Source organism: Myroides sp. C4067 (assembly GCF_038039665.1).
Classification (GTDB): domain Bacteria; phylum Bacteroidota; class Bacteroidia; order Flavobacteriales; family Flavobacteriaceae; genus Flavobacterium; species Flavobacterium odoratimimum.
Window position 1 is genome coordinate 99,448 of sequence record NZ_JBBPHJ010000002.1, and the last position, 23,927, is coordinate 123,374.

Annotated in this window: 21 protein-coding genes and 1 tRNA gene; 19 read left to right on the top strand and 3 right to left on the bottom strand. The window is 31.2% G+C overall.

What is annotated here, in order from left to right:
* The first annotated feature begins 521 nt into the window (after positions 1-521).
* The 19 genes from AABL87_RS01745 (at position 522) to AABL87_RS01835 (ending at position 21,615) form a co-directional block, all read left to right on the top strand.
* A complete protein-coding gene (locus AABL87_RS01745; protein ID WP_341276854.1) occupies positions 522-1,289 on the top strand; it encodes a ParA family protein in 768 nt (255 codons plus the stop codon).
* Between the two features lie 4 nt (positions 1,290-1,293).
* On the top strand, positions 1,294-1,725 hold the full coding sequence (locus AABL87_RS01750; RefSeq protein ID WP_341276855.1) for a DUF3408 domain-containing protein: 432 nt from the start codon (positions 1,294-1,296) through the stop codon (positions 1,723-1,725).
* Positions 1,726-1,736: 11 nt separating this feature from the next.
* Positions 1,737-2,009 carry a DUF3408 domain-containing protein gene (locus AABL87_RS01755; protein ID WP_286409250.1) on the top strand — a complete coding sequence of 91 codons (273 nt, stop codon included), beginning with the start codon at positions 1,737-1,739 and terminating at the stop codon, positions 2,007-2,009.
* Positions 2,010-2,012: 3 nt separating this feature from the next.
* Positions 2,013-2,522 (top strand): hypothetical protein, encoded by a 510-nt coding sequence (locus AABL87_RS01760; RefSeq protein ID WP_341276856.1) that lies wholly within the window; start codon positions 2,013-2,015, stop codon positions 2,520-2,522.
* A 171-nt stretch (positions 2,523-2,693) separates the two neighbouring features.
* Entirely contained in the window at positions 2,694-3,002 is a 309-nt protein-coding gene (locus AABL87_RS01765; RefSeq protein ID WP_058699398.1) for a DUF4134 domain-containing protein, read from the top strand.
* 11 nt (positions 3,003-3,013) lie between these two features.
* On the top strand, positions 3,014-3,358 hold the full coding sequence (locus AABL87_RS01770) for a DUF4133 domain-containing protein (protein ID WP_341276857.1): 345 nt from the start codon (positions 3,014-3,016) through the stop codon (positions 3,356-3,358).
* Positions 3,342-5,846, top strand: a complete 2,505-nt coding sequence (locus tag AABL87_RS01775; protein ID WP_341276858.1) for a TraG family conjugative transposon ATPase — start codon at positions 3,342-3,344, stop codon at positions 5,844-5,846. Before AABL87_RS01770 ends, AABL87_RS01775 begins: the two co-directional genes overlap by 17 nt.
* Before the next feature lie 84 nt (positions 5,847-5,930).
* Entirely contained in the window at positions 5,931-6,563 is a 633-nt protein-coding gene (locus AABL87_RS01780) for a DUF4141 domain-containing protein (protein WP_341276859.1), read from the top strand.
* A gap of 2 nt (positions 6,564-6,565) precedes the next feature.
* A complete protein-coding gene (gene traJ, locus AABL87_RS01785; protein WP_341276860.1) occupies positions 6,566-7,561 on the top strand; it encodes a conjugative transposon protein TraJ in 996 nt (331 codons plus the stop codon).
* A 7-nt stretch (positions 7,562-7,568) separates the two neighbouring features.
* Positions 7,569-8,192 carry a conjugative transposon protein TraK gene (gene traK, locus AABL87_RS01790; protein ID WP_341276861.1) on the top strand — a complete coding sequence of 208 codons (624 nt, stop codon included), beginning with the start codon at positions 7,569-7,571 and terminating at the stop codon, positions 8,190-8,192.
* Between the two features lie 11 nt (positions 8,193-8,203).
* Entirely contained in the window at positions 8,204-8,488 is a 285-nt protein-coding gene (locus AABL87_RS01795; protein WP_341276862.1) for a hypothetical protein, read from the top strand.
* Positions 8,466-9,749 carry a conjugative transposon protein TraM gene (gene traM / locus AABL87_RS01800; protein WP_341276863.1) on the top strand — a complete coding sequence of 428 codons (1,284 nt, stop codon included), beginning with the start codon at positions 8,466-8,468 and terminating at the stop codon, positions 9,747-9,749. The genes AABL87_RS01795 and traM overlap by 23 nt, the downstream gene beginning before the upstream one ends.
* 26 nt (positions 9,750-9,775) lie before the next feature.
* On the top strand, positions 9,776-10,648 hold the full coding sequence (traN, locus tag AABL87_RS01805) for a conjugative transposon protein TraN (protein ID WP_341276864.1): 873 nt from the start codon (positions 9,776-9,778) through the stop codon (positions 10,646-10,648).
* A 206-nt stretch (positions 10,649-10,854) separates the two neighbouring features.
* Positions 10,855-13,245: a tellurite resistance TerB C-terminal domain-containing protein gene (locus AABL87_RS01810; protein WP_341276865.1), complete on the top strand. Its 2,391-nt coding sequence runs from the start codon at positions 10,855-10,857 to the stop codon at positions 13,243-13,245.
* Positions 13,245-14,564 (top strand): ATP-binding protein, encoded by a 1,320-nt coding sequence (locus AABL87_RS01815; RefSeq protein ID WP_341276866.1) that lies wholly within the window; start codon positions 13,245-13,247, stop codon positions 14,562-14,564. The genes AABL87_RS01810 and AABL87_RS01815 overlap by 1 nt, the downstream gene beginning before the upstream one ends.
* Before the next feature lie 5 nt (positions 14,565-14,569).
* Positions 14,570-16,705 (top strand): DEAD/DEAH box helicase, encoded by a 2,136-nt coding sequence (locus AABL87_RS01820; protein ID WP_341276867.1) that lies wholly within the window; start codon positions 14,570-14,572, stop codon positions 16,703-16,705.
* 41 nt (positions 16,706-16,746) lie between these two features.
* Positions 16,747-20,787, top strand: coding sequence for a hypothetical protein (locus AABL87_RS01825; protein ID WP_341276868.1), 4,041 nt, complete (start codon positions 16,747-16,749; stop codon positions 20,785-20,787).
* 51 nt (positions 20,788-20,838) lie between these two features.
* On the top strand, positions 20,839-21,228 hold the full coding sequence (locus tag AABL87_RS01830; RefSeq protein ID WP_341276869.1) for an XkdF-like putative serine protease domain-containing protein: 390 nt from the start codon (positions 20,839-20,841) through the stop codon (positions 21,226-21,228).
* Entirely contained in the window at positions 21,229-21,615 is a 387-nt protein-coding gene (locus AABL87_RS01835) for a hypothetical protein (protein ID WP_341276870.1), read from the top strand.
* 254 nt (positions 21,616-21,869) lie between these two features.
* Here the strand turns inward: AABL87_RS01835 and AABL87_RS01840 are convergent, their stop codons facing one another.
* The 3 genes from AABL87_RS01840 to AABL87_RS01850 all read right to left on the bottom strand — a co-directional run bounded on the left by AABL87_RS01840 (position 21,870) and on the right by AABL87_RS01850 (position 23,884).
* On the bottom strand, positions 21,870-22,136 hold the full coding sequence (locus AABL87_RS01840; RefSeq protein WP_006266631.1) for a helix-turn-helix domain-containing protein: 267 nt from the start codon (positions 22,134-22,136) through the stop codon (positions 21,870-21,872).
* 111 nt (positions 22,137-22,247) lie between these two features.
* Positions 22,248-23,510, bottom strand: coding sequence for a site-specific integrase (locus tag AABL87_RS01845; RefSeq protein ID WP_341276871.1), 1,263 nt, complete (start codon positions 23,508-23,510; stop codon positions 22,248-22,250).
* A 299-nt stretch (positions 23,511-23,809) separates the two neighbouring features.
* Positions 23,810-23,884: transfer RNA gene (locus AABL87_RS01850), tRNA-Pro, on the bottom strand.
* Between the last annotated feature and the right edge of the window lie 43 nt (positions 23,885-23,927).

Consider the following 23,927-nt stretch of genomic DNA (forward strand, 5'->3'; position numbering starts at 1 on the left):
GTGCCTCAAAACATAACTTGCTGTAATCTTTCGATTACTAAATACCCCCATTTTTACAACGTAAAATCTATAGTGATTTCATTTTAAGAAATCACCCACTATTTGACACTAAAATGCCAAATGTTACCACAAAATGCCATAAATCAGATTCAGCTGGTTTATGAAGTTTCTTTGTATGTATAATCATATTTGCATAGGTAGATAGATCAGTTGCTTTGTACTGATGTATCTAAAAAAGTAAGTAATGAGGTAATTACGCGCATTAGTATATAATTAGAGCAACAAATAGTTATTTAAATATCTATTATGCTAAGTGCAAGCGTAGCTATCCAACTATTTATGTAAAGTATTACATAGAAAAGTATAAAGCTAAACAGGTAATTAAATACTTAGCTAAGTATTTAATTAGGCTTATAGTTCACTACTTGACTAAGTAAAGAATTACTGACATAGATGACCACAGACTTACCAATAGACTAACGTATCTATTTATTTATGCAAATGGCTAAATACATACAATTATGAAAACAAAAAAAGAACCAATCTTTGTTGCTTTCTCCTCTCAAAAGGGAGGAGTAGGTAAAAGTACATTTACCACGTTAGTGGCAAGTATTTTACATTATCGGATGAATTACAACGTAGTTGTCTTTGATGCAGATTTTCCACAACACAGTCTTGTGAAAATGAAAGAACGAGATTTGTCTATCGTTATGGAAAATGACGTACTTAAAAAACTTGCTTATAAGCAGTTTACAACGATTAATAAAAAAGCCTACCCAATATTACAAGAGAAGGCGGATAATGTATTAAATGCAGCCAAACAGTTTATAAGTGAATCAACTATACCAGTTGATGTAGTTTTCTTTGATTTACCAGGTACGGTTAATACTGCTGGAATTCTAAACGCATTGTCGGGCATGCATTATATTTTTACGCCTATCACAGCCGATAGAGTAGTGATGGAAAGCACGCTTGTTTTTACGCAACTTTTGCGAGATGTTGTGATGAAAAAATCAGAAACAGCAATACAAAGTATTAATCTATTTTGGAACCAAGTGGATGGGCGGGAGAGTACTCCTTTGTATAACATCTATAACCAAGCCATTGAGGAATTAGATTTTAGTTTGATGCAAAGTCATATTAAAAGTAGTACGAGATTTCGAAAGGAGAGCGAAGCGACAAGCAAACTTGTTTTCCGCTCCACTTTACTACCACCAGATAAACGTCTGAGTAAAGCAAGTGGTTTAGACCTTTTTATAGAAGAATTTTTAGCAATCATCCAATTATAATACCATGAAAAAAGAAGACAAAAAACAACCGCATATCGATGAAGAACTAATGATGAGTCTAATGGTAGATGGAGTGAGAAAAGAAGGAATCAAAGAACCACTTCAGTTAGATATTGAAAAAGTAGAAGAACAGAGAAAGGCAGAAGACATTCCTTTAAAGAAGAATCCTGTTTCAAAACAAAAGAAACAAACAAAGCAATCTGTTGAAACAGATTACGAGAGTATCTTTTTTAAAAAATCTGATACCAATGCCAGAGATGGAAAAACGGTGTATATAAGACCTGAATTTCACGAAAAACTCACTCGTATCATTCACATAATAGGTGAAGACAAAATAACGATTTATGCCTATTTAGATAATTTGTTAGACAATCACTTTGATGAGTTTGCTCAGCAGATTACCAAGAGTTACAATGAAAAGTATAAACCAATTTAAAACCAAAAATCATGAAAAATCTATTTAAGAAAACAGAAGAAAAAAACGATTCTAAAAAATATGAGGATCAGTTTTTAGTTAATCGATTACCTGCAAATAGTAAAGGAAAAGTGGTGTACATCCGCCCTGAACACCATGAGGTACTCATTCGCCTTGTTCAATTATCTAAAGAAAATAAAACAACGCTCTATGCTTATATTGACAATATCTTAGAACAACATCTTAAGGATCATTCAGATGATATCAAGGCTTATTTTCAAGAACATTTTAAACCAATTCTCTAATTTATGGAAATAGTTATCATAATCAGTCTTGTACTTGTTATCACTCTTCTGTTATTAGATAAAAATAAAACCAGTAAACAAGAGAACCAATCTAAAGCAGAAGAGTCTCCTTTTAAACAAGATGTACCCGTAAGTATTATAGGAGAAAGTAAACCAGTTGTTCTAAAACAATCGCTAATGAGTCAAACAGATGGTGAACTTGATTTAGAAGAGGAAGAAAAAGAACTAAGCAAGAATTTAGAACCTTTAGATAATGAATTTACTGAGCGAGTCAGTATGGATGAGCTTAATAGTTTTGTGAACTCTATTGAACAAGAGTTAATTAATGAGACTATAGTAAAGACAGCTCAAAAAATAGAAGGCTCAGAGTTATTGGAACTACTCCAACAGGCACTACCTGATTCAGCTAAGACAATAGCGAAATTATTAGATCAATCATTAAACGAAAAATCACCAAAAAAGGAAGAAGAAGTAATAGATAGTGAAGATTTTAATATTAATGATTTTGTGTAAAGAAAAACTGTGAAGGCGTTATAGTAAAACATACTTAACGCCTTTTTTATTGCACCTTATCGCCATGAGTATCCACTAACTTCCACAATCAATCTCTCAAACCGTTTTAAAAAGACATTTACCAAAGTATCATGCAAAGGGCATGATTATAACTTAATAAATGTCATTTTTATGAAAACAAAAACAATCAAACAAAGGCTATTCTTACTACTTATTGTACTAAGTAGTTTGCCACTCTTAGCTCAAGGAAACGGAGCTGCAGGAATCACAGAAGCTACCCAAATGGTTACTTCTTATTTTGATCCAGCCACCAAGCTTATCTATGCTATTGGAGCAGTAGTTGGTTTAATAGGAGGAGTGAAGGTATACAACAAATTCTCAAGTGGTGATCCCGATACAAGTAAAACAGCTGCAAGCTGGTTTGGGGCTTGTATCTTCTTAATTGTAGCAGCTACAATCCTACGTTCATTTTTCCTTTAAAAGATACGCTTATGAAAAAGTTTAGTATCAATAAAGGTATTGGAGCGAGTGTTGAGTTTAAAGGACTCAAGGCGCAGTATCTGTTTTACTTTGCAGGAGGACTTTTAGCTGATTTAATTCTTGTTATGGTTTTGTATATGGCAGGGGTAAACAATCTTATTTGTTTAGCCCTTGGCCTTAGTACATCAGGCTATCTTGTATACAAAGTATTTTCACTGAATAAGAAATACGGTCAGTATGGTCTTATGAAACTTCAGGCTAGAAAATATTTTCCAAGGTATATCATCTCAAGAAAGGACGTCAAAGGGTATTTAAGTAGAAACTTAAAACTAAGAAGTTATGAGAAATACAGCTAAGACAAATACCCTTGAGAGGATGTTTCCGATTCTTTCGGTTGAAAATAACTGCATTGTTTCTAAACAAGGGGACATAACGGTTTGTTATAAGGTTATTTTACCTGAGATATTCACCATCTCAGACAAAGAGTATGAAATGATTCACAGTGTGTGGCTTAAGGCTATTAAAACATTACCTGAGTTTACTGTGATACACAAACAAGATTGGTTTGTAAAACAGAGTTATGAGGCGGATTTTAAAGACGCAGAGCAGAGCTATTTAAGTAGGAGTTTTGAAAGACATTTTAACGAGCGTCCCTATCTGAATCACAGTTGTTATCTCTTTATCACAAAAACTACCAAGGAACGAATTAAAAGTCAGAGTAACTTTTCATCCCTTACAAGAGGAGAACTCATCCCAAAAGAAATTAGAGATAAAGATACCGTTCAAAGCTTTTTAGAGGCTACAACCCAACTTGAAAAGATTGTCAATGATAGTGGGCTAATAAGCTTAATTAAACTATCTGAAGAAGATATCATTGGCTCAGAAAATAAAAGTGGACTATTAGAGCAGTACTTGACTCTAAATCCAACTAAAAGAGGAAGCCTTCAGGATATTGCCATAAGTAGCGATCAGGTTAGAGTAGGAGATAACCGAATTTCATTACATACTTTATCAAGTACAGATGATTTACCTACTGAGGTGTCGTATTTATCTCGCTATGAAAAACTGTCAACAGATAAAAGCAGCATGGCTTTATCGTTTGCAGCGCCTGTTGGACTACTACTTAATTGTAATCACATCTATAACCAGTATTTGTTTTTAGAAGATAGTGACTCTAATTTAAAGCAGTTTGAAAAGTCAGCTAAGAATATGCACTCGCTTGCTAGATACAGTAGAGCTAATCAAATTAATAAACAGTGGATTGAGGAATATTTAAATGAAGCTCATAGTAAAGGACTAACTTCTATTAAAGCTCATTTTAATGTAATGGCATGGTCAGACAACCCAAGTGAGCTTAAACAGCTTAAAAATGACTGTGGGAGCGCAATTGCTTCTATGGAGTGTGTGCCAAGACACAATACAGTGGATGCTGCGACACTTTACTGGGCAGGGATGCCTGGAAATAGCGGGGACTTTCCAAGTGAAGAGAGCTTTTATACTTTCATAGAACCTGCCTTATGCTTTTTCTCTGGGGAGACAAACTATCAAAACTCATTATCCCCCTTTGGAATTAAAATGGCAGACCGGCTTACTGGCAAACCAATTCATTTAGATATTTCAGACCTACCCATGAAAAAAGGAATTATTACTAATCGCAACAAGTTTATCTTGGGACCATCAGGAAGTGGTAAGAGTTTTTTTACCAATCATATGGTAAGACAATACTATGAACAAAACGCTCATGTGCTCTTAGTTGATACAGGGAATTCTTATCAAGGATTGTGTGAACTTATTAAAGGCAAAACAAAAGGAGAGGATGGAGTTTATTTTACTTATACTGAAGAAAACCCAATTGCTTTTAATCCATTTTATACCGAGGATGGCATTTTTGATATAGAAAAAAGAGAGAGTATTAAGACTCTTATCTTAACGCTTTGGAAGCGGGATGACCAGCCGCCCTCACGAGCTGAGGAAGTAGCACTTTCAAACGCAGTAAGTGGATACATTCAAAAACTTCAAAATAGCGATATAAAACCAAGCTTCAACACTTTCTATGAGTATATCAAAACTGATTACAAAGCTGAGTTAGAACAAAAGCAGGTTAGAGAAAAAGACTTTGATCTGGCTAACTTTTTAAATGTACTTGAACCTTACTATAAAGGCGGAGAATACGACTATTTATTAAACTCCGAAAGTGAGCTTGATTTACTTAATAAACGCTTTATCGTCTTTGAAATTGATAGCATAAAAGACCACAAAATCCTGTTTCCCATAGTGACTATTATCATCATGGAGGTATTTATAAATAAGATGAGACGTCTTAAAGGACAACGCAAACTCATACTGATAGAAGAGGCTTGGAAGGCTATAGCCAAAGAGGGGATGGCAGATTATCTACGCTATCTTTTTAAAACTGTTAGAAAGTTCTTTGGAGAGGCAATTGTGGTTACCCAAGAGGTAGATGATATTATTCAATCCCCGATTGTAAAGGAGAGTATTATTAATAACTCTGATTGTAAGATTCTACTTGATCAGCGCAAGTATATGAACAAGTTTGATGATATACAAGCTATGCTAGGTCTTACTGATAAAGAAAAAGCTCAGATACTATCAATTAATCTTAACAACAATCCAAACCGTCTTTACAAAGAAGTATGGATTGGTCTTGGCGGCACGCATTCAGGCGTGTACGCTACAGAGGTGAGCTATTCGGAGTATCTCGCCTATACCACTGAAGAGACTGAAAAACTACAGGTCATGAACCTAGCTAAAGAACTCGATGGTAATGTAGAGATGGCTATAAAACGTCTTGTACAAGAAAAACAAGAAGAGTATAACCAGTAACATTTGTATCCACCTTCTTTAACGATAAAAGAGGGAGGTGAATAATTAATCAATAGAATAAACAATCAATTAAAACATACAATAATGAAAAAACTATTACAGGTAGTTGTGGTAGCTATGCTACTAATTCTACCAATACAGATGAATGCCCAGTGGGTGGTTACCGATCCTACTAATTTGGCATCAGGCATATTAAACAGTGCCAATGAGATTATACAGACTTCTTCAACAGTTAGTAATGTCATTAAAAACTTTAAAGAAGTCGAGAAGGTTTATAAACAAGGCAAGGAGTACTACGATAAACTCCAAGCAGTAAACAATCTTGTTAAGGACGCTAGAAAAGTTCAACAAACGGTACTCTTAGTAGGAGAGGTTTCAGAGCTGTATGTCAAGAACTTTGGCAAGATGCTTAATGATCCAAACTTTTCTGCCCAGGAGCTTGTAGCTATTGCAAATGGGTATTCCGTATTACTCCAAGAAAGCACAGAGCTTGTCAAGGAGCTTAAACAAATTGTAAGCGCGTCGAGTCTTTCTTTAAATGATAAAGAGCGTATGGATATTATTGATAGGGTTTATAAAGAGGTTAAAGACTATCACAACCTTGTTAGTTATTACACCAGAAAAAATATAGGTATTAGCATCTTAAGGTCAAAGAAGAAAAACAATACCCAAAGGGTACTTGACCTGTATGGAACTTCTAACCAGAAATATTGGTAGTTATGGGAGATAGTAATTTACATGAGGTACTTCAGAACCTCTATTACGATATGATGCCACTATCAGCCCAGATGGCTGGGGTGGCTAAAAGCTTAGCAGGTCTTGGTGCTCTTTTTTATATTGGTATTAAAGTATGGCAAGCCTTAGCAAGAGCAGAGCCTATTGATGTGTATCCAATGCTAAGACCTTTTGCTTTGGGTATTTGTATCATGTTTTTTCCAACCCTTGTTCTTGGAACATTAAACACGGTTTTAAGCCCTGTGGTTAAAGGTACTCATCAGATTTTAGAACGTCAAGTGATTGATATGACTTCTTTACAGCAGAAAAAAGATATTTTAGAAAAAGAAGCGATGCTACGAAATCCTGAGACAGCTTATTTAGTTTCTGATGAAGAATTTGATAAAAAGCTTGATGAGCTTGGTTGGTCTCCATCTGATTTAGCTGCTATGACAGGAATGTATTTAGAGAAATGGCAATATGATTTTCAAAAGAACCTAAGAGATGGTTTTAGAGAGATATTAGAAATGCTCTTTCAAGCATCAGCTCTTGTTATTGATACCATTAGAACTTTCTTTTTGGTAGTGCTGTCCATACTTGGTCCAATAGCCTTTGCTATCTCAATATGGAGTGGTTTTGAATCTACGCTGTTGCAATGGCTTACACGGTATATCAGTGTGTACCTCTGGCTTCCAGTAGCAGATTTGTTTAGCAGTATGCTTGCTAAGATTCAATCATTAATTATCGAAAGAGATATGCAGATGCTTGCTGATCCAAGTTTTGTTCCAGATACATCTAATACTGCGTATGTCATTTTTATGATTATCGGTATTGTAGGATATTTTACGATTCCAACAGTTACGGGTTGGGTAATTCAAGCGGGTGGAGCAGGAAACTTTATGCGTAATATGAATAAGACTGTATCTACAACTGGTAATATGGCTACAGCAGGAGCAGGGGCAACAGTAGGTAATATTTCAGGACAACTAATCAAAAAATAAAAGTATTATGGAATTTAAATCACTTCGAAATATAGAAAATAGCTTTAAACAGATTCGGCTTTATGCTATTGTATTTGCATCGATTTGTCTTTTAGTAGTTGGATTTACTATCTATAAAAGTTATGATTTTGCTAAAGAGCAACGAGAGAAGATTTATTTGCTAGATAAAGGTAAGTCACTTATGCTTGCTCTTTCTCAAGATGCAAGTATAAACAGGCCAGTAGAGGCAAGGGAGCATGTAAGGCGTTTTCACGAGCTTTTCTTTACGCTTTCACCTGAGAAAGCAGCCATTGAGGGTAATATGCAAAGAGCGTTTAATCTTGCTGATAAAAGCGCTTTTGATTACTACAAAGATCTACTTGAAAAGGGATACTATAGTCGTGTTATTTCTGGGAATATTCAGCAACGAATTGAGGTAGATAGCATTAAAATAGATTTTAATAACTATCCCTATAAAAACATGACTTATGCTACCCAGTATATCATTCGTTCAAGTAATCTCACTAAAAGAAATCTTGTAACAAGTAGTCAGCTCATATCTGCTGTTCGGTCTGATAATAATCCTCAAGGATTTATTATCGAAAAGTTTACAGTTATAGAGAACAAAGACTTAGAAGTTGTTAAACGCTAAAAAACTAATCCATGAATAAGTTACAACTTTTAAGACATAGCTATTCCAGTAGGCTACAGACCTATTGGAATAGCCTCTCAATAAAAAGACAACGAGTTTTATTACTTGCTGTATTTACATTCTACAGCCTTGTTTGCTTTTTTATTGTAAAGACAAGCTTTAGTTCTAAACTAACATCAGATAGTAAAGAGAAACAAAACAATACAAGACCTGTAAAGTATTTGCTTGAAAAGCAAAAGGTAAAATCAAAATCAACTATTAAAATCAAGAGTTATGAACCACAATCAATCAAATAAAACCCATCAAATAAAGAAAGTACCCAAAGAAAATAAGGTATTTCAGGGGTTTATAGAAAAACACAAAAAGCATATTGTCTTTGCTTTAATGGGCATTGTGTTTTTAGGGGCTATGTATCTTTTGTTTAAACCAGAAGAGAAGGAGCTAATCACACACAATGATTCAGTTCCAGAGGCGATAACACAAGGGATGCCCACAGACAAGGTCAAGGCCTATGAAAAAGAGCTATGGGAGCAGAAGCAACAAGAAAACGAAAACCAAATACACTCTTTATCGGATTATTGGAATGAATCGAAAGAAGATTCTAATAGCAGTTATAATCACCAAGATTATAATGTAGAACCTTCCTACACTCCTTATGAAAGGTCTTATCAGAACTATAAACAAAGTCAAGAAGCACTGAGTAATTTTTATGAGAGTACAACAAACCCTGAAACCGAACGCCTAAAAAAGCAAATTGAAGAGTTAGAAGAACAATTACAAGAAAAAGACACTCCAACGCCTATTACGATTGATAGTCAATTAGAACTAATGGAAAAGTCGTTTCAGATGGCTGCCAAGTATTTGCCAGGAGGTCAAAACCAAACTGAATTACCACCTTTAAATGAGACTACAAATATCAAAATTATCCCTAGTAAAAAACAGGCTATAACAGTGGTTGATAAAACTAGTGATGAGATTGTCTCCTCACTTGTAAAACCGATGAGTTTACAGGATATTTTGCCTACCAATCTTCAATCTAATCAAACCTTTTATACAGCAGAAGGAGAGCGTAAAACACAGAACCATAAAAATAGTATAAGAGTAAGTATTAAAGAAGATCAGGTCATTGTAAACGAAGGTTACATTAAGCTAAAGTTATTGGAAAGTATAGTAATAAATGGAGCTCTATTATCTGAATCAAGTACGCTGATTGCTAAAGTCAAAGTAAACAGCGGACGATTAGAACTTATTGTAAACTCTATTAAGATAGACGATAGTATCATAGAAACAGAGCTTATCGGTTATGATAACTATGGACAGAAAGGACTTGAGGTATTAGATCTTCAAGAAATAAGCGCTTCAAAAGAAATCATTGCCAATATGGGACAAACAGCAGGAACGAGTATATCGATGAGTAGATCAGCTTCAGATCAAATAGCAGGGGATTTAACCAAAGGACTCATTCAAGGCGTATCAGGTTACTTTTCAAAGAAGGTAAAAGCCCAAAGAGTAACGCTAAAACAAGGGCAAGAGCTATTTCTTGTTCCAAAAGAATAAACGTTAACCAAGTAAAATAAATCATTATGAAAACAATTATTAAATATATGCTATTGTGCTTACTAGCAGTAAACACAGTAACGGCTCAACAAAACAGTCAATCTATTAATTTATCTAATGCTGAGGTAACACCATATGAGATAGAGCTTACCCAAAACAAAACAACTCACATACTTTTTCCAAGTAGTATTGAGTATGTGGACCTCGGAAGTAGTGAGATTATAGCCAATAAAGTAGAAGCTACTTCTAATGTTCTTCGATTAAAAACCGTAAAAGAGGATATTTCACCTACAAACTTTACAGTTATTACAAATGATGGTAAATACTTTAGCTTTAATGTTAGCTACAAAGGGCAACCAATACAATTGAGTTATGACTTAACCAAGTTTGAAAAACAGAAGAGTAAAAAGCAAAGCGAAGTCCTATTTAAAGATTTAGGTAGTATCAGTCCAAGTTTAGTTGATCTTTTGATGAAAGCAATTATCAAAAAGAATAAGAAAGAGCTAAACATTAAAAGCAAAACATATGGGGTAGAAGCATGGTTAAAAAGTATTTATATTCAAGATGGTAAACTTTACTTTCACATCTCAATTAGTAACAAAAGCAATTTACCATACGAGGTTGATTATATCAGTTTTAAAATTAAAGATAGAAGAACCACAAAGCGAACTACTATTCAAGAAGTCAGTTTAAAACCAATTAGAAGTTATATTACCTCTCAGAAGATCAACAGTCATAGTAAACAAGACACTGTATTTATGTTAGACCAGTTTACTTTATCAGATAAACAGGTGCTTTCAATTGAGGTTAATGAAAAGACTGGGGTGAGGAGTCAGGTTTTGAAATTAAGAAGTTCGGAAATCTTGAAATTAAGAAGAGTTGAATTATTAAAGTTATAATTAAACAAGAAAGCCCTGTAAAGGGCTTTCTTGTTTAATCTTTATATTGAGTTATAAGTATTAAAAATTACTAGATACACAATTTATAGCTTGCTATCCTAAGAAAAACACTGAGTTCAGATAATAATCATTAATAGTATCAGTATCTTTTATATATTTAAGACCAATAATTAACCTTAATTTTTACAAAATTTAGATTGTCATAAATGAAAGATAAGTCAGTCGCTGCTTTATTAGCTTTTTTCTTAGGATCTTTAGGAATTCATAAGTTTTATTTAAATCGTCCTGTCCAAGGAGTTTTTTATCTCTTGTTTTGTTGGACATACATACCTGCTATATTAGGAGTTATTGAAGCTATTAGATATATTTTAATGTCTAATGATAAATTTTTCCATAAATATAATTCAGTTTATTATAATGCTAGTTCATACATTACTATAGCAGACAATAAAGGAATGAATTTAAGTGAGTCAGTTACTGAAAAAATAAATACTATAAACACCGAAAAAAAAATAAATACATCTCAATTGCTACCACCTATTGTAAAAGAAGAAAATCAAAGAATTGATGTTCCTTATTGGGGACTTAATTATGTTTACTCATATAATGATATTAAGACAGCGAATAGTGATATTAGAAATTTTTATAATCAGTTTAAGGATAGTTTTTTAAATCATAAATATATTCCTTTAGCAGAGAATGAAATGAACTATGCTTTTGTACTTCTGTTTGATTTTGAAAGAGATTTTATAAATACCAATGATTATGAGAAGTTAAAATCTAACTATAATATCCTTGTTAAACATTACCCTAGAACTAGAGTTTATTGTGAACGAAAATTGCAACAATATAAAAACCTTAAAAGCGCTAGTACTTCAGAGGTAGTTGTGACTGAAAGCGTACCTATTCAAGAAGTAAGTAAAGAAAAAGTAGATTTGGTTCCATATTGGAATAGTGGATATATTTATTCAACAAATGCGATTGGTTTTGCTAGAAAAGAAATACAAGACTTTTATTTAAAGTTTAAGCAAGACTTTAAAAGTAAATCATATATAAAATTAGAGCAAGATAATTTAGGGTATGCTTTTACTTTGATGTTTGATTTAGAACAGGAACATCAAGAAGATAAAGATTACTTGAAATTAGAATCATATTATCGTGTACTTGATGAGTTATATCCCAAAGTACGTAGATACACTACAAGTATATTAAAGAAATATAATTCAAACACGTTATCAAATAATTATGGAGCCCTGATTCAAAACAATTCTTACGATAGTTATACCAATTATAATGAGCAGGATTATTATGTAGGGAACAGTATTAAGACAAAGTATGATTTAACACCAAAGCAGGTTAGATATTTAAATAGAATAGGTTTTTACCATGAAACGGTTTTTAATCAAGCCGAATTTTGTTTCAATCAACAAGGACTTGTATATTGTAGAGTAATAGATATTTTAGAAAAGTATTGTAAGAAGAATGATACAACATTATCTGCGAGAATTGATGAAGTAGCTGCTCTACTAAAAAAGCATGATTCAAATCCATACTATGCTCAGTATTATTCGGATGGACCAAGTTTGAAATCTTATAAACAAGAAATTTATAGATACTTTTTTAAACTTACAGAGAATAAAGTTCGTGAATTTTATAATCACAAACGCAAGTTAAATGTAGATGCTATACACACAAAATCTGAAATAGTTGAGCTATTTGAAGATTTGCAAAGAGTGTTTGAGGAAGCATTGGATAGGGAGATTTTGTTATGTGAACCTGCAAATTTAGAATCAGAACTTGTTTTAAATAAACAAAATACAACAAGATGGAAAATTGCATTTGAGCAAATTGTGAAAAACATTCAAAATGCAGTAGAGTTTAAAAAAGAGATAGATCAGTTAGCTGAGTTTAATAAGTATAATCCTTCCATAGAAAATATCTATTTTGATGCCAGTAAGCACATTGCAAAGCAGGATCAATTATTAGCTTTAGAATATTATTTAAGATATATCCAAGCAGATTTAGATTCTGTAACTATAAATAATAAACCACTGAATAAAACCACACTTAAAGTATTATTTAAAAATCAACAGCAATTAGATCAGTTCAATGTTATTTTGGATAATTTTTTAAAAACAAAGGATTTTGAGCGTGCATTAAAGGAGCTTCAAGGTATTTATGAAGTTAAGCGAAAAGAAATTAAGCTTGATTTTGAAAAGATAAGTGATGTAAAAAAGCAACTAAATGAAACTGTTGAGCTTTTAAATGAATATTTAGAAGATGAGGATGTAGAATCAGAGTTAGATACTTCGTTATTAGAACAATTGGCAACAAAACCAAAACAAGAAAATCTGTTTAATGAGGATTTAGAATATACTGTATATGAAATTGAACTTTTACAGATGATTCAGAATTTTAATAATGAAATTACACGAGAATTAGTAGAAGAGTTTGCAAGTGAGAATGGAGTGTTTGTAGATTCATTAATCAACAATATTAATGAAAAGACCTATGAACTTATTGATGACAATTTAATCGAAGAACAAGAAGATACTTATACAATTGAAGAACAATATTATCAAAATATACTAAAATAATGACAACTAAGATCAAGCCAAAAGAAGCAACAGCTATTATTAATTCTCTTATTGGAGGTGTAGTACCTAAGATAGGAGTTTCTCATATTGCAGTAGGAAGAAATGAAGAAGTAAATGCCTTTATTAGCGCTTTAGAAGATGTTAAGAATGGCCATAGTATAATGAAGTTTTGGATAGGGGATTTTGGGTCAGGAAAATCTTTTATGCTTCATTTATTAAATACAGTAGCATTAAAGCAAAAATTTGTAATTGCTAATGCAGATTTTACTCCAGAGAATCGATTATATAGCAATGATGGTAAAGCAGTACTGCTTTATTCTGCTATTATGAATAATCTAGCTATTCAAACTAAACCTGAAGGAGGAGCACTGCCTATTTTATTGCAAAAATGGATTGAGAGTGTTTTAATGAAAGTTTCTAAGGATAATCAGATTCCTCTTACTGAGATTACACAAGAGCAAAATCTGCCACTTGTTGAAACACAAATTATGACTACTATTAATGAGTTGTCTGATGTAGGAGCATTTGATTTTGGATCTGTAATTATGAAGTATTATCAAGGATATATACAGAATGATGAAAACCTAAAAAAATATGCGCTGAAATGGTTGAAAGGTGAGTATAAGACTAAAACGGAGTCAAGATCAGAATTGGGTATTAGAGAAATTATTGATGATCATAATTACTATGACATGCTTAAAAACTTCTGTAAGTTATTTACAAGTATTGGGTACAGTGGACTTATGATAAACTTAGATGAAGCAATTAATCTCTATAAAATTCAAAATTCAGGTACAAGAGAAAAGAACTATGAAAAAATACTTACAATTTATAACGATTGTTTACAAGGTAAGGTAGAGAACTTATTCTTTAATATAGCAGGAACAAAAGATTTTTTAGAAAATGAAAGAAGAGGTCTTTTTAGCTATAATGCTTTAAAGACTAGACTTCAAACCAATAGATTTGAAACTCAAGAAATTCGTGATTTTGCACAACCTGTGATTAAACTTAGACCACTTAACCACAATGAGATTTATGTACTATTGAAAAATCTTCAAACCATTTTTAATCAGAATTATCAAATTGAATCTCAAGTTGATGATCAAGATATTAAAAATTTCATGGAAGAGATTTACAATAAACCAGGGGCACAAGAATTCTTGACTCCAAGACAAGTTACACGTGATTTTTTAAACATATTGAATCTATTAAGACAGAACCCAACTTTAAACAAGGACTCTTTGTTTAAAGAAGTTAATGTTTTAGATGAACGCCAAGATATGGATTTATCGTATTTAGATACGATTGAAGAATTATAAAATATATGAGCAGTTACAATTTACTTTCAGAGCCCATTAGAAAATATATTGCAGAGCAGAATTGGTCTGAACTACGTCCTATTCAAAATGCTGCAATACAAAGGATATTGACAACAACGGATAATTATATTCTATCAGCAAAAACAGCTTCGGGTAAAACTGAAGCTGCTTTTTTGCCTATTCTAACGGATGTTGATTTTTCTGAAAGTGGAGTACAAGTCCTTTACATTTCTCCCTTAATTGCTCTTATTAATGATCAGTTTAAGCGTATTGAAGAGCTTTGTGAACATTTAGATATAGTGATTACCAAGTGGCATGGAGAAGCTAGTCAATCAGCTAAAAAGAAGCTTATTAAAAATCCAAATGGAATTGTTTTAATAACTCCGGAATCTTTAGAAGCTATGTTTTGTAATCGATCACATGAGATACCGCATCTTTTTAGCAATTTAAAATATGTTGTAATAGATGAGATACATTATTTTGATGGTACAAATAGGGGAGTCCAATTAAATTCATTGCTATATAGAATCCAGAAAAGGGCAAATTCCAATTTCAGATTAATTGGTCTTTCTGCTACAATAGGTGATTTAGAATCGATTAAAAAATTTGGTGGACGATCATTAGATACGAAGGTATTAAAAGATTCTTCAAGTAAACCAACAAGAGTTTCTTTTAAATATTTTGAAAATAAAGGGGGGAATAACTATAATCTTGATTTGATTAAAGATCTATTCAGAGAGGTTTATAATAATAAGGTTTTAATATTTCCTAATAATCGAGGTAAGGTTGAAGAAATTACGCATTATCTTTTAAAAATCAGTAAACAAGGAAATTTACATACCAATTTCTTTGCTCACCATTCATCAGTTGATAAGTCACTTCGAGAATACATTGAGAACTTTGCCAAAACAAATACCTATTCACCATTTTCAATTTGTTGTACATCTACTTTAGAATTAGGTATTGATATCGGTTCCGTAGATAAAGTTGTTCAAATTGATTCTACATTTAATATTGCTTCACTCGTTCAAAGAATAGGAAGAAGTGGTAGAAAAGATGGACAAGAAAGTAAAGTAGTATTGTATAATACAAATAGCTGGTTTTTATTACAAAGTCTTGCTATTTGGGAGTTATATCAACAAGGAGTCATAGATAGTAAAATGAATGCTATATATCCATTTGATATTTTAGTACACCAAATACTTTCTGTAATTAGAAGTAGAAATGGAATTACTCAAAGTGAGTTAATAAACTATTTTGAACAAAATTATTCTTTTGAGCATGTTACAGCTATTCAAATAGAACAGACTATACAATCACTATTGGAAAAACAAATTATTGAACAGACTAACCAAGAATTATTGATAAGCCTTGAAGGAGAGTACATCGTTAATTCCAAAGACTTTTATAGCGTTTTTGAGAGTGAACAAATGTATAAAGTAATTCATCAAAATATTGTTATTGGTGAACTTCCTTTAAATCCTATGTTAAGTGAAGAGAGTAAATTCTTACTAGCTTCAAGAGTATGGAAAGTAATACTCATTGAAAATGATAGTAAGAAGATTGTGGTTCAGCCTGCAAATTCAGGAGATAAGCCTACTTTTTATGGAGGATCTGTAGATATTAGTCATATAATAAAAGAGAAGATGCTAGAGATTCTAATTAGCAAACAAGAATTTGACTATTTAGATCAAGCATCAACAGATGTCTTAAAGATACTTAGAGATGAGTTTGCTGTCTATAAACTCGTAAACTATAAAATAGATCGACCATTAAAACACGATGTAAATAAGACGGAGCTATACACCTTTGCTTCATCAAAGATAAATAGGACAATTTGTTTATTTCTGGATTTTAACGAAATCAAAAATGACTATAACGATTTAGAAAATAGTATAATACTAAAGCTAACAACAGCTCAAGATCTATATAAGTTATTTTCTAAGTTTAATATTGACTCAAAGGAGATTAAGTCATATTTAAAGTATGTTATAGAAGAAAACCCAAATATTATAGATTTTAGTAAATGGGGGAAATACTTACCCATTAATCAGCAAGTTAGTTTGCTTGTAGATGCTTATTATTCTATAGAAGAAACATTGCAATTTCTGAATAATATAGAATTGAAGGAAAATATTTAATAGAACAAAGAGTTTTTATAATAATTAAAATAGAGTTTTTAATGTCAGCAATAGCAGCTTTACGTGGTTATCGAACCCAGTTTTTATATTCATTGTATTATATCTTAACCTCTTTATCAGAAGATCTTATATTTAGATTAGAAGGAGAAGAAGATTTAGATATATTGGATAGCAACGGTCAACTTTTATATGCAATACAATTAAAGAATTTGGGAAAACCAATTACATTATCTGATATTTTATCTGTCAAAAAAACTTCATTTATTAAGAGGTTTTTATCTAAATACTCAGACGGAATTCCAATATTAGTTTCTTATGGGGAAATAAGTCATGAATTAAAAAATTGGATAAATCATAAAGATACTATTTCTGTAAAAGAGAAGCCAACGTTAAGAAAATATAACATAACAAAAGATGAATGGATATTAGTTAAAAGTAAAACTCAATTTGTAGAGATTAATGAGGAAGAAACCGCTGGAGAAATAGAAAAACTATTAAAAAGTTATTTTCCTGAAGTTGATCCTATCCCTACTATTGGATTTCTGTTGAATTGGTTACAATTTATTGCTGAGAAACAACAACCTATTTCAACGAAAGTTTTTTATAATAAGATTCAAGATTTTGCCTTATACTTATCAGAAAGGATTGCTATTCACAATCAATATGGAGTGGTCTTGAAACCATTACATAAGGTTTCTATAGAGAATACAAATCTAACACTTTTAGAAAAGGAGTTCTACAATGCTACTTTAACAAGATACGAGCATATTTTATTGAGTTTAGATGTTAAAAGAGAAAAGTATCTTGAAAAAATACATGATGAATTAAAAGAGCATAACATTATCATAGTAAAAGGAGCGTCTGGCCAAGGAAAAACAACTTTACTCTATAGTTATATACGTAACTATGCCAATGATTGGCTTTCTTACGAACTAAATATACAGCAAGATCCTATTATAACACAACAATCAATTCAAGCTATTGATGTTATAAGTAAGAAACTAGAAATTCCAACCATATTTGTCATTAATGTAACCCCAAATTCAACAGATTGGATCCAGATCATAAAGGAATCTGCCCATTTAAATCATATTAGGTTTTTAGTAACCATAAGGAATGAAGACTGGTACAGAGCATCTGCAATCGGAGTAGAATTTAGACATAAAGAAATAGACTTATTCTTATCTAAGGAAGAAGCTGAAAGTATATACTCTAAATTAAATGAACGTAATAAAATTACAAATTTTACTGACTTTGAACAGGCTTGGATTCAAATTGGTGATGATGCTCCACTATTAGAATTTGTGTATTCTATTACTCAGGGAAGCTCGTTACAAAACAAGTTGAAACAACAAGTTCAGCAATTACGTAGCGAAAATAATCATGGTAGTAATCCTGAAATTGAGTTTTTAAGAATTGTTAGTCTTACTGACTCTTTAGGCGCTAAGATTGATGTGTCTAAATTGAGTTCAAGCATTGATTATCAATATATAATCGAAAAGTTAGAAAATGAATATTTAGTTAAGAAATCCTTGAATGGAAAATACATTCAAGGATTACATTTAATCCGTTCACAGAAATTAGTTGAAATACTTTTTGATGAATTTATAACATATAAAGAAGAATATGCCTATAAATCTATTCCGTTGATAGATGAGAAAGATTTGTATTTATTCTTATTACAAATGTTCCATCTTGAAATACTAAAACCTAATCAATTTATTACTGATTTAAATATTAAAATTAACGTAAGTAATTGGTCTGTCTATGCTTCTATTTTAAAATTATTTATTTGGCAGGGAACTAAAAATTATGTTGAGACTAATCGTGAAGTTATAGATGAATGTAGAACTATTTGTGGTAGTTCTTGGGCAATGTTTACAGATTTTATGTTTGAAAGTAATTATGATAAAGATTTAATGCTAGATGTACTTAATGTGGATGACGAAAGCAGAGAAAAAATAAATGATATCAATCATAGATTAACATCTAACCAATATATATTCAATCTAGCAACTGAAGTCATCCATAAAATTGATTTCCCAGAAGTGATACCTTCAAGTATTTTTGGATGGAAATCTTATGGAGAAACCTTATTCTGGCTTAAAAATATATCTAATCAAAAAGGTAAATTATTACTATTTGAAGAAAATGTATATGAATCTGCATTCAAAATGATGGATAGCAGAAGCTTATCTAAATTAATGTTAGGTATGTATTCTTATTCATTAGAATTGGATATTATACGAAAAAAGAATATTGGAATTTTTATTGAACAAATAAAAAAAGAATTTGATATAATACACTTATCTGTAGATGAAAACGAAGTGAATGTGCATTTCATCATTGATATTCTAAAAAATGATATAGAGAGTTCAACCAATGATTTTATTGTATCTGTCTTAGATGTTATCAGAACCGCTATTCCAGATAAAAAACAATTTAATTCTCAAGGATATGGTCATCGTTTACATACTTTAGGCATAGATTATGATGATACACGCAAAACAATATCTATCGAAAATATTCCTTTAGAAGAATGGATAAACATCAATTCTTTAATTGTTAGATTATACGAATATCAATTAAGACCAGAAGACTGGAATGAATACATGAACCAACTAAATGACTGGGAAGTAATTATCAAAGATAAAATTAGCGAGTTTAATACCTCATTTGAGAAATTGCTTAAAGGTAGTATAAATTATATGCCTGTTGTTCCTATTATGCAGAACATGGCTTTTGAAAGGTCAGAAGTGATCAAAGAGCCCAAATCAATTACAGATCCATTAGGTATTTATGGTGGTAATAAAAGAGGAAAAATTAATGAAAATGAAAGAGAACAACGCAATAAAAAGTTACAAACAAAATACGAATTATTCTTTAAAAGTGTTTCAAACTTTAGAATAGATATAGAGAGCTTTATTCAGCAGTCAGCAGGTACATTATACTCAAAGGCTAAATTAAAAACTGATGAAGGGCATATACACGATGAGAATATCGAACGTTTATCTCAAATCAACCTTTACAGTGCAATTGAAAAGCTTCAAGTTTATAATAGTCAATACAACAATGTTTTAGGAAACATTGATAATAAACACTATTCAAAAATCGATGTGAATAGCCTATTTACTACGGCTTCAATATGGAAAGACTTTTTGAATAATAATAATAAAGGAGTTCGATCAGAAAAACGAATTTTGAAGTTAAAATCTGATTTTGAAGGAAAAATAATAAACGAATTTAAACAGGTTTCAAAATTCAATTCTTTCTCAATTAAGTATATTAATAATAAGACAACAAATTATAAACCTATTGTTTTAGTTGATGGAGAAAATGTTTATTGGACATTAATAGGATATAAAGAAGCTTATCAAATTATACAACAAATAATAGACAATTCTGAATACACTAGCTTAAAATATTTAATGCTACAATTCTGGTTTACTAATTTTTATTTTATTCAGACCATTCACAAAAAGAGCTTAAACAATCAATGGAATGAAGTTAGATTATACAATATAAAAGATACGTTGTTTGAAGATCTATCTTTAACTAATTCTATACCACAACAGATTGAAGCAGAAATTATTGAAAATCTAAATATTGAGGGATGGGCGAATTTATATCCAGAATTTAATGATATAATTAGAACTACAGAAGCATATGGAAAAATACTTCTTTTAACAGATCATTTTTATGATCTAAGATTATTAGAAGAATTCCAACTGACAGGAGATGATCAAGTTAATTTAGAAAATCACTTACAAAAAGTAAGTTTAGAGATACAAATATCTTGTCATAAGATAATTAATTCTTTAACTGAATGGCTAAGTATATTTCCTTTTGATCAGGATAATTATCTTCAAAATGAAGAAGAAAGACAATATTTTGATGCATTGATGAATATTAAAGATCATATATTTCCTGAATCAGTAGAAAGTGAAGGAGATTTCCAGTTCAAAATTAACATGGAGATTATTTCCAATTGGACTAAAAGGTTAAAAATATGCACAGAAAATTGGAATGTGTTTATAATATTGCTTTATGGAAAGTATATTGATAGATATAATAAGTTTTAGTTTATTTTTTTAGATAAATCAGTTTTTTAATTCAATATAATATTGTTTATAATGAAAGAAAATATAGTTTTAGGAGTAGCATTAATACCAGACAAGTTAATATATAGACAACCAAACTTCAAAATTATGAAGGAACATTATATCTCATTTTCAGCTGAAACCATTCGTTCTTTAAGGAATAAGTTTCATAATGATAATAGAGAAAAAAATATAACTATAAATCATAATGGTCAAAATTTATCAGGAGTAGAACTGATTGATTCTTTTTTAATAAATGAGTCTAATAAAAATACTCTCCCATATGAGTTTAAAGATTTGCCTATAGGAACATGGATGATAAAATATAAAATTGTTAATGAATTAATTTGGCAAATGATCCAGGAAAAAAAATTAAATGGATTTAGTATAGAAGGTTTTTTTGATTTAGTAGAGGTAAAATAAATGGAAGAAAATATTTTTGAAATCATCTTTGATGGAGTACTTTATCAAATAAGTAAAGGAAATACATTTGAAAATATATTAGAGGGAAATATATTTGTAGAATTAGAGCAGGTTAAAGAATGGAAATCTAAATTTGGTTATACTTTTAATATTTATTCAAATGATCATTTTATAAATGGTAAACCACATTTTCATTTTGATAATAAGAGTAAAAAAATAGCATGTAAGATCAGTTTTCAAGGCGAAGTCTTTGAAAGTAACGGTATATATTCAATAGATAAAAATGTATCAAAGGCTCTTTGTAAATTCCTGGAATCTATTGAAATTCAACGTTGTTTAATTGATTTATGGAATAGAAAAAACCCAGATTTATTAGTTAAGTTATAAATATTACTTCTGTTTATATAGTATATTACTTTTTGTTGATTAATTGTATTTCTTTTGTAAAAAAGTTTTTGTATCTTTAAGATAAGATTAATATACTAAAAATCATTGATATAAAAGCTCGGCTATTTCATGGCACACAAAATATTAAAAGCCTGAAAGCCGCAATTTATAAGACATACGGAGTAGGGTGTAAATCCCTCTTTTACCAATAAAATAAAAACACCCCAACTATCTCTAAGTTGGGGTGTTTTATTTCATTCACTCTCCATCATCTTTAAAATATCCTCGTATCTATAAAACATCAATCCGCCAATCTTTTTAAATGGTATGGTACCATTTATTCTCATATTTTGTAAGGTACCAGGAGAAATACCAAGAAGCTTTCTTACCTCATAGCTTTTGATCCATTGTTTTATTTCTTGATCTTTCTTTCTATTAAAAGGACTATACCTTCTTATCTCGGTAATAATCTCTTGTTTAAAAATCTCAAGGTCATCTTTTGTAATAAATTCTACTTTCATAATAATAGTATTTAGGGTTAGTTTTGATTTGTTTTAAGCTACTACAAGCTTAGTTCTAACCCTAAATAACAATTTGTATGCACTGGTTTAGTCCTGTTGTCTTTGGCAGGTTTAATTTGACTCTTCAAAGTTGTATTTGTGATTTTCTTGAAGAAGTCTTCTTTCTCTAAGGTTATCCATATCTTCACCCAGTTTATGTTCTAATACCTTTGCATAGATTTGAGTTGTTTTAATAGCTGTATGCCCAAGCATCTTACTCACGGACTCAATTGGTACACCATTATTTAGTGTAATGGTTGTAGCAAAGGTATGTCTGGCTAAGTGAAAAGATAAGTTCTTATCTATTTCACAGATAATAGCAATCTCTTTTAAGTAACCATTCATTCGTTGGTTACTAATAACAGGAAATAGTTTGCCTTTGGCAAAAGCCACAGGATGCTCTTTGTATTTTTCAATTAGTTCTAAGGCTTCAGGTAAGAGAGGTACCCTAACTGGTATTTTAGTTTTCTCTCTACTTGATATAATCCAATCTTTTCCATCACTTCCTTTTGCTATGTTTTGTGGTGCTAAGTGAAAGATATCTATATAAGCTAAGCCAGTATAACAACTAAACAAAAACATATCAAGAACGGATTGTAATCGTTCAATAGCGAAATTCTTGTTGACAAGGATTTCAAGTTCTGATTTAGTTAGGTGTCCTCTTTCTGTCTTTTCAAATTGAAGTTTATATTTGGTAAAGGGATCTTTCTCCATCCATTCCATTGTAATAGCTAAGTTGATTAACTTTTTAAACCTTTCAATGTGTTTCATAATACCATTGTTATTTAATGGTTGATGCTTGTGAATAGGTTTGCAGTTTCTCAAGAAGTTTTCAAAGTCAAAGATAAATTTGTAGTTAATCTCGCTTAAATAGATGTCAGTTCGATTGTGTACTTTACGCAAATAGTTTTTAAGGTACTTTTCCGTAGAGAAGTAGTTTTTTAGGGTACCATAAGCTAATTTACTTGTAGCTATCTCTCTGTGATAGTCTATAAGCTTTAAAAGTGATGATTCTGTATCATCATGTCCAAGAAAGATGTTTTTAACAGCTCCAATAGAGACAACTCTTTTTTGTTGAACTAATTGATGATAGGCATCTGTAATGAGGGAACGTACTCGCTCAATATGTGCGTTGATTCGAACCGTGTCCTCACTTTTTCCTTTTGCTCTTCCTTTAATGTTATCCCAAGAAGTAGGGGATATTTTTAGTTTTAAAGAAATTTCTGTTCGTTGCCCGTTTACTGTAACCCTAGCGTATATAAGGGATGGGACTGTTTTGTTTGAATTAGAAACACGTATAATGAAGTGTATTCCAAATGTGTTTTTTGTTTTCATATCAATCTATTTTAATGTTAACCGAACTGTTTTGATATGGTTTTTAAAAACTACTCACCTGAATAGTACTCAAACAAGACCAAAAAGCACTGAATTAAACTAAAATAAATTGTATTTAATTTACTGAAATACAATTAGTTAAACTCGATTCGGTGAGCTAATTTACCTTTTAAAAATAGCTCACCTAATAGCTCACATTTAGATTGATTTACAATGGATTATTATGATATATTTAAAAATAAAAAAATCCGTAAGTAATTGATACTTACGGATTTAGGCACATTTTGATGCCGAAAAAGTCGGGGTGGCAGGATTCGAACCTGCGACCTCCTGCTCCCAAAGCAGGCGCGATGACCGGGCTACGCTACACCCCGCTAGACTTATTTTGTCATTGCGAGTGCAAATATAGAACATTAT

Coding starts and splice junctions, on each gene's coding strand:
- AABL87_RS01845 (WP_341276871.1), bottom strand. CDS start 23,510: ATGAAAACAAAAAACACATTTGGAATACACTTCATTATACGTGTTTCT.
- AABL87_RS01810 (WP_341276865.1), top strand. CDS start 10,855: ATGAAAGATAAGTCAGTCGCTGCTTTATTAGCTTTTTTCTTAGGATCT.
- AABL87_RS01825 (WP_341276868.1), top strand. CDS start 16,747: ATGTCAGCAATAGCAGCTTTACGTGGTTATCGAACCCAGTTTTTATAT.
- AABL87_RS01765 (WP_058699398.1), top strand. CDS start 2,694: ATGAAAACAAAAACAATCAAACAAAGGCTATTCTTACTACTTATTGTA.
- AABL87_RS01830 (WP_341276869.1), top strand. CDS start 20,839: ATGAAAGAAAATATAGTTTTAGGAGTAGCATTAATACCAGACAAGTTA.
- traN (WP_341276864.1), top strand. CDS start 9,776: ATGAAAACAATTATTAAATATATGCTATTGTGCTTACTAGCAGTAAAC.
- traJ (WP_341276860.1), top strand. CDS start 6,566: ATGGGAGATAGTAATTTACATGAGGTACTTCAGAACCTCTATTACGAT.
- AABL87_RS01760 (WP_341276856.1), top strand. CDS start 2,013: ATGGAAATAGTTATCATAATCAGTCTTGTACTTGTTATCACTCTTCTG.
- AABL87_RS01750 (WP_341276855.1), top strand. CDS start 1,294: ATGAAAAAAGAAGACAAAAAACAACCGCATATCGATGAAGAACTAATG.
- AABL87_RS01745 (WP_341276854.1), top strand. CDS start 522: ATGAAAACAAAAAAAGAACCAATCTTTGTTGCTTTCTCCTCTCAAAAG.
- AABL87_RS01795 (WP_341276862.1), top strand. CDS start 8,204: ATGAATAAGTTACAACTTTTAAGACATAGCTATTCCAGTAGGCTACAG.
- AABL87_RS01780 (WP_341276859.1), top strand. CDS start 5,931: ATGAAAAAACTATTACAGGTAGTTGTGGTAGCTATGCTACTAATTCTA.
- AABL87_RS01770 (WP_341276857.1), top strand. CDS start 3,014: ATGAAAAAGTTTAGTATCAATAAAGGTATTGGAGCGAGTGTTGAGTTT.
- AABL87_RS01755 (WP_286409250.1), top strand. CDS start 1,737: ATGAAAAATCTATTTAAGAAAACAGAAGAAAAAAACGATTCTAAAAAA.
- AABL87_RS01835 (WP_341276870.1), top strand. CDS start 21,229: ATGGAAGAAAATATTTTTGAAATCATCTTTGATGGAGTACTTTATCAA.
- AABL87_RS01840 (WP_006266631.1), bottom strand. CDS start 22,136: ATGAAAGTAGAATTTATTACAAAAGATGACCTTGAGATTTTTAAACAA.
- traK (WP_341276861.1), top strand. CDS start 7,569: ATGGAATTTAAATCACTTCGAAATATAGAAAATAGCTTTAAACAGATT.
- traM (WP_341276863.1), top strand. CDS start 8,466: ATGAACCACAATCAATCAAATAAAACCCATCAAATAAAGAAAGTACCC.
- AABL87_RS01815 (WP_341276866.1), top strand. CDS start 13,245: ATGACAACTAAGATCAAGCCAAAAGAAGCAACAGCTATTATTAATTCT.
- AABL87_RS01820 (WP_341276867.1), top strand. CDS start 14,570: ATGAGCAGTTACAATTTACTTTCAGAGCCCATTAGAAAATATATTGCA.
- AABL87_RS01775 (WP_341276858.1), top strand. CDS start 3,342: ATGAGAAATACAGCTAAGACAAATACCCTTGAGAGGATGTTTCCGATT.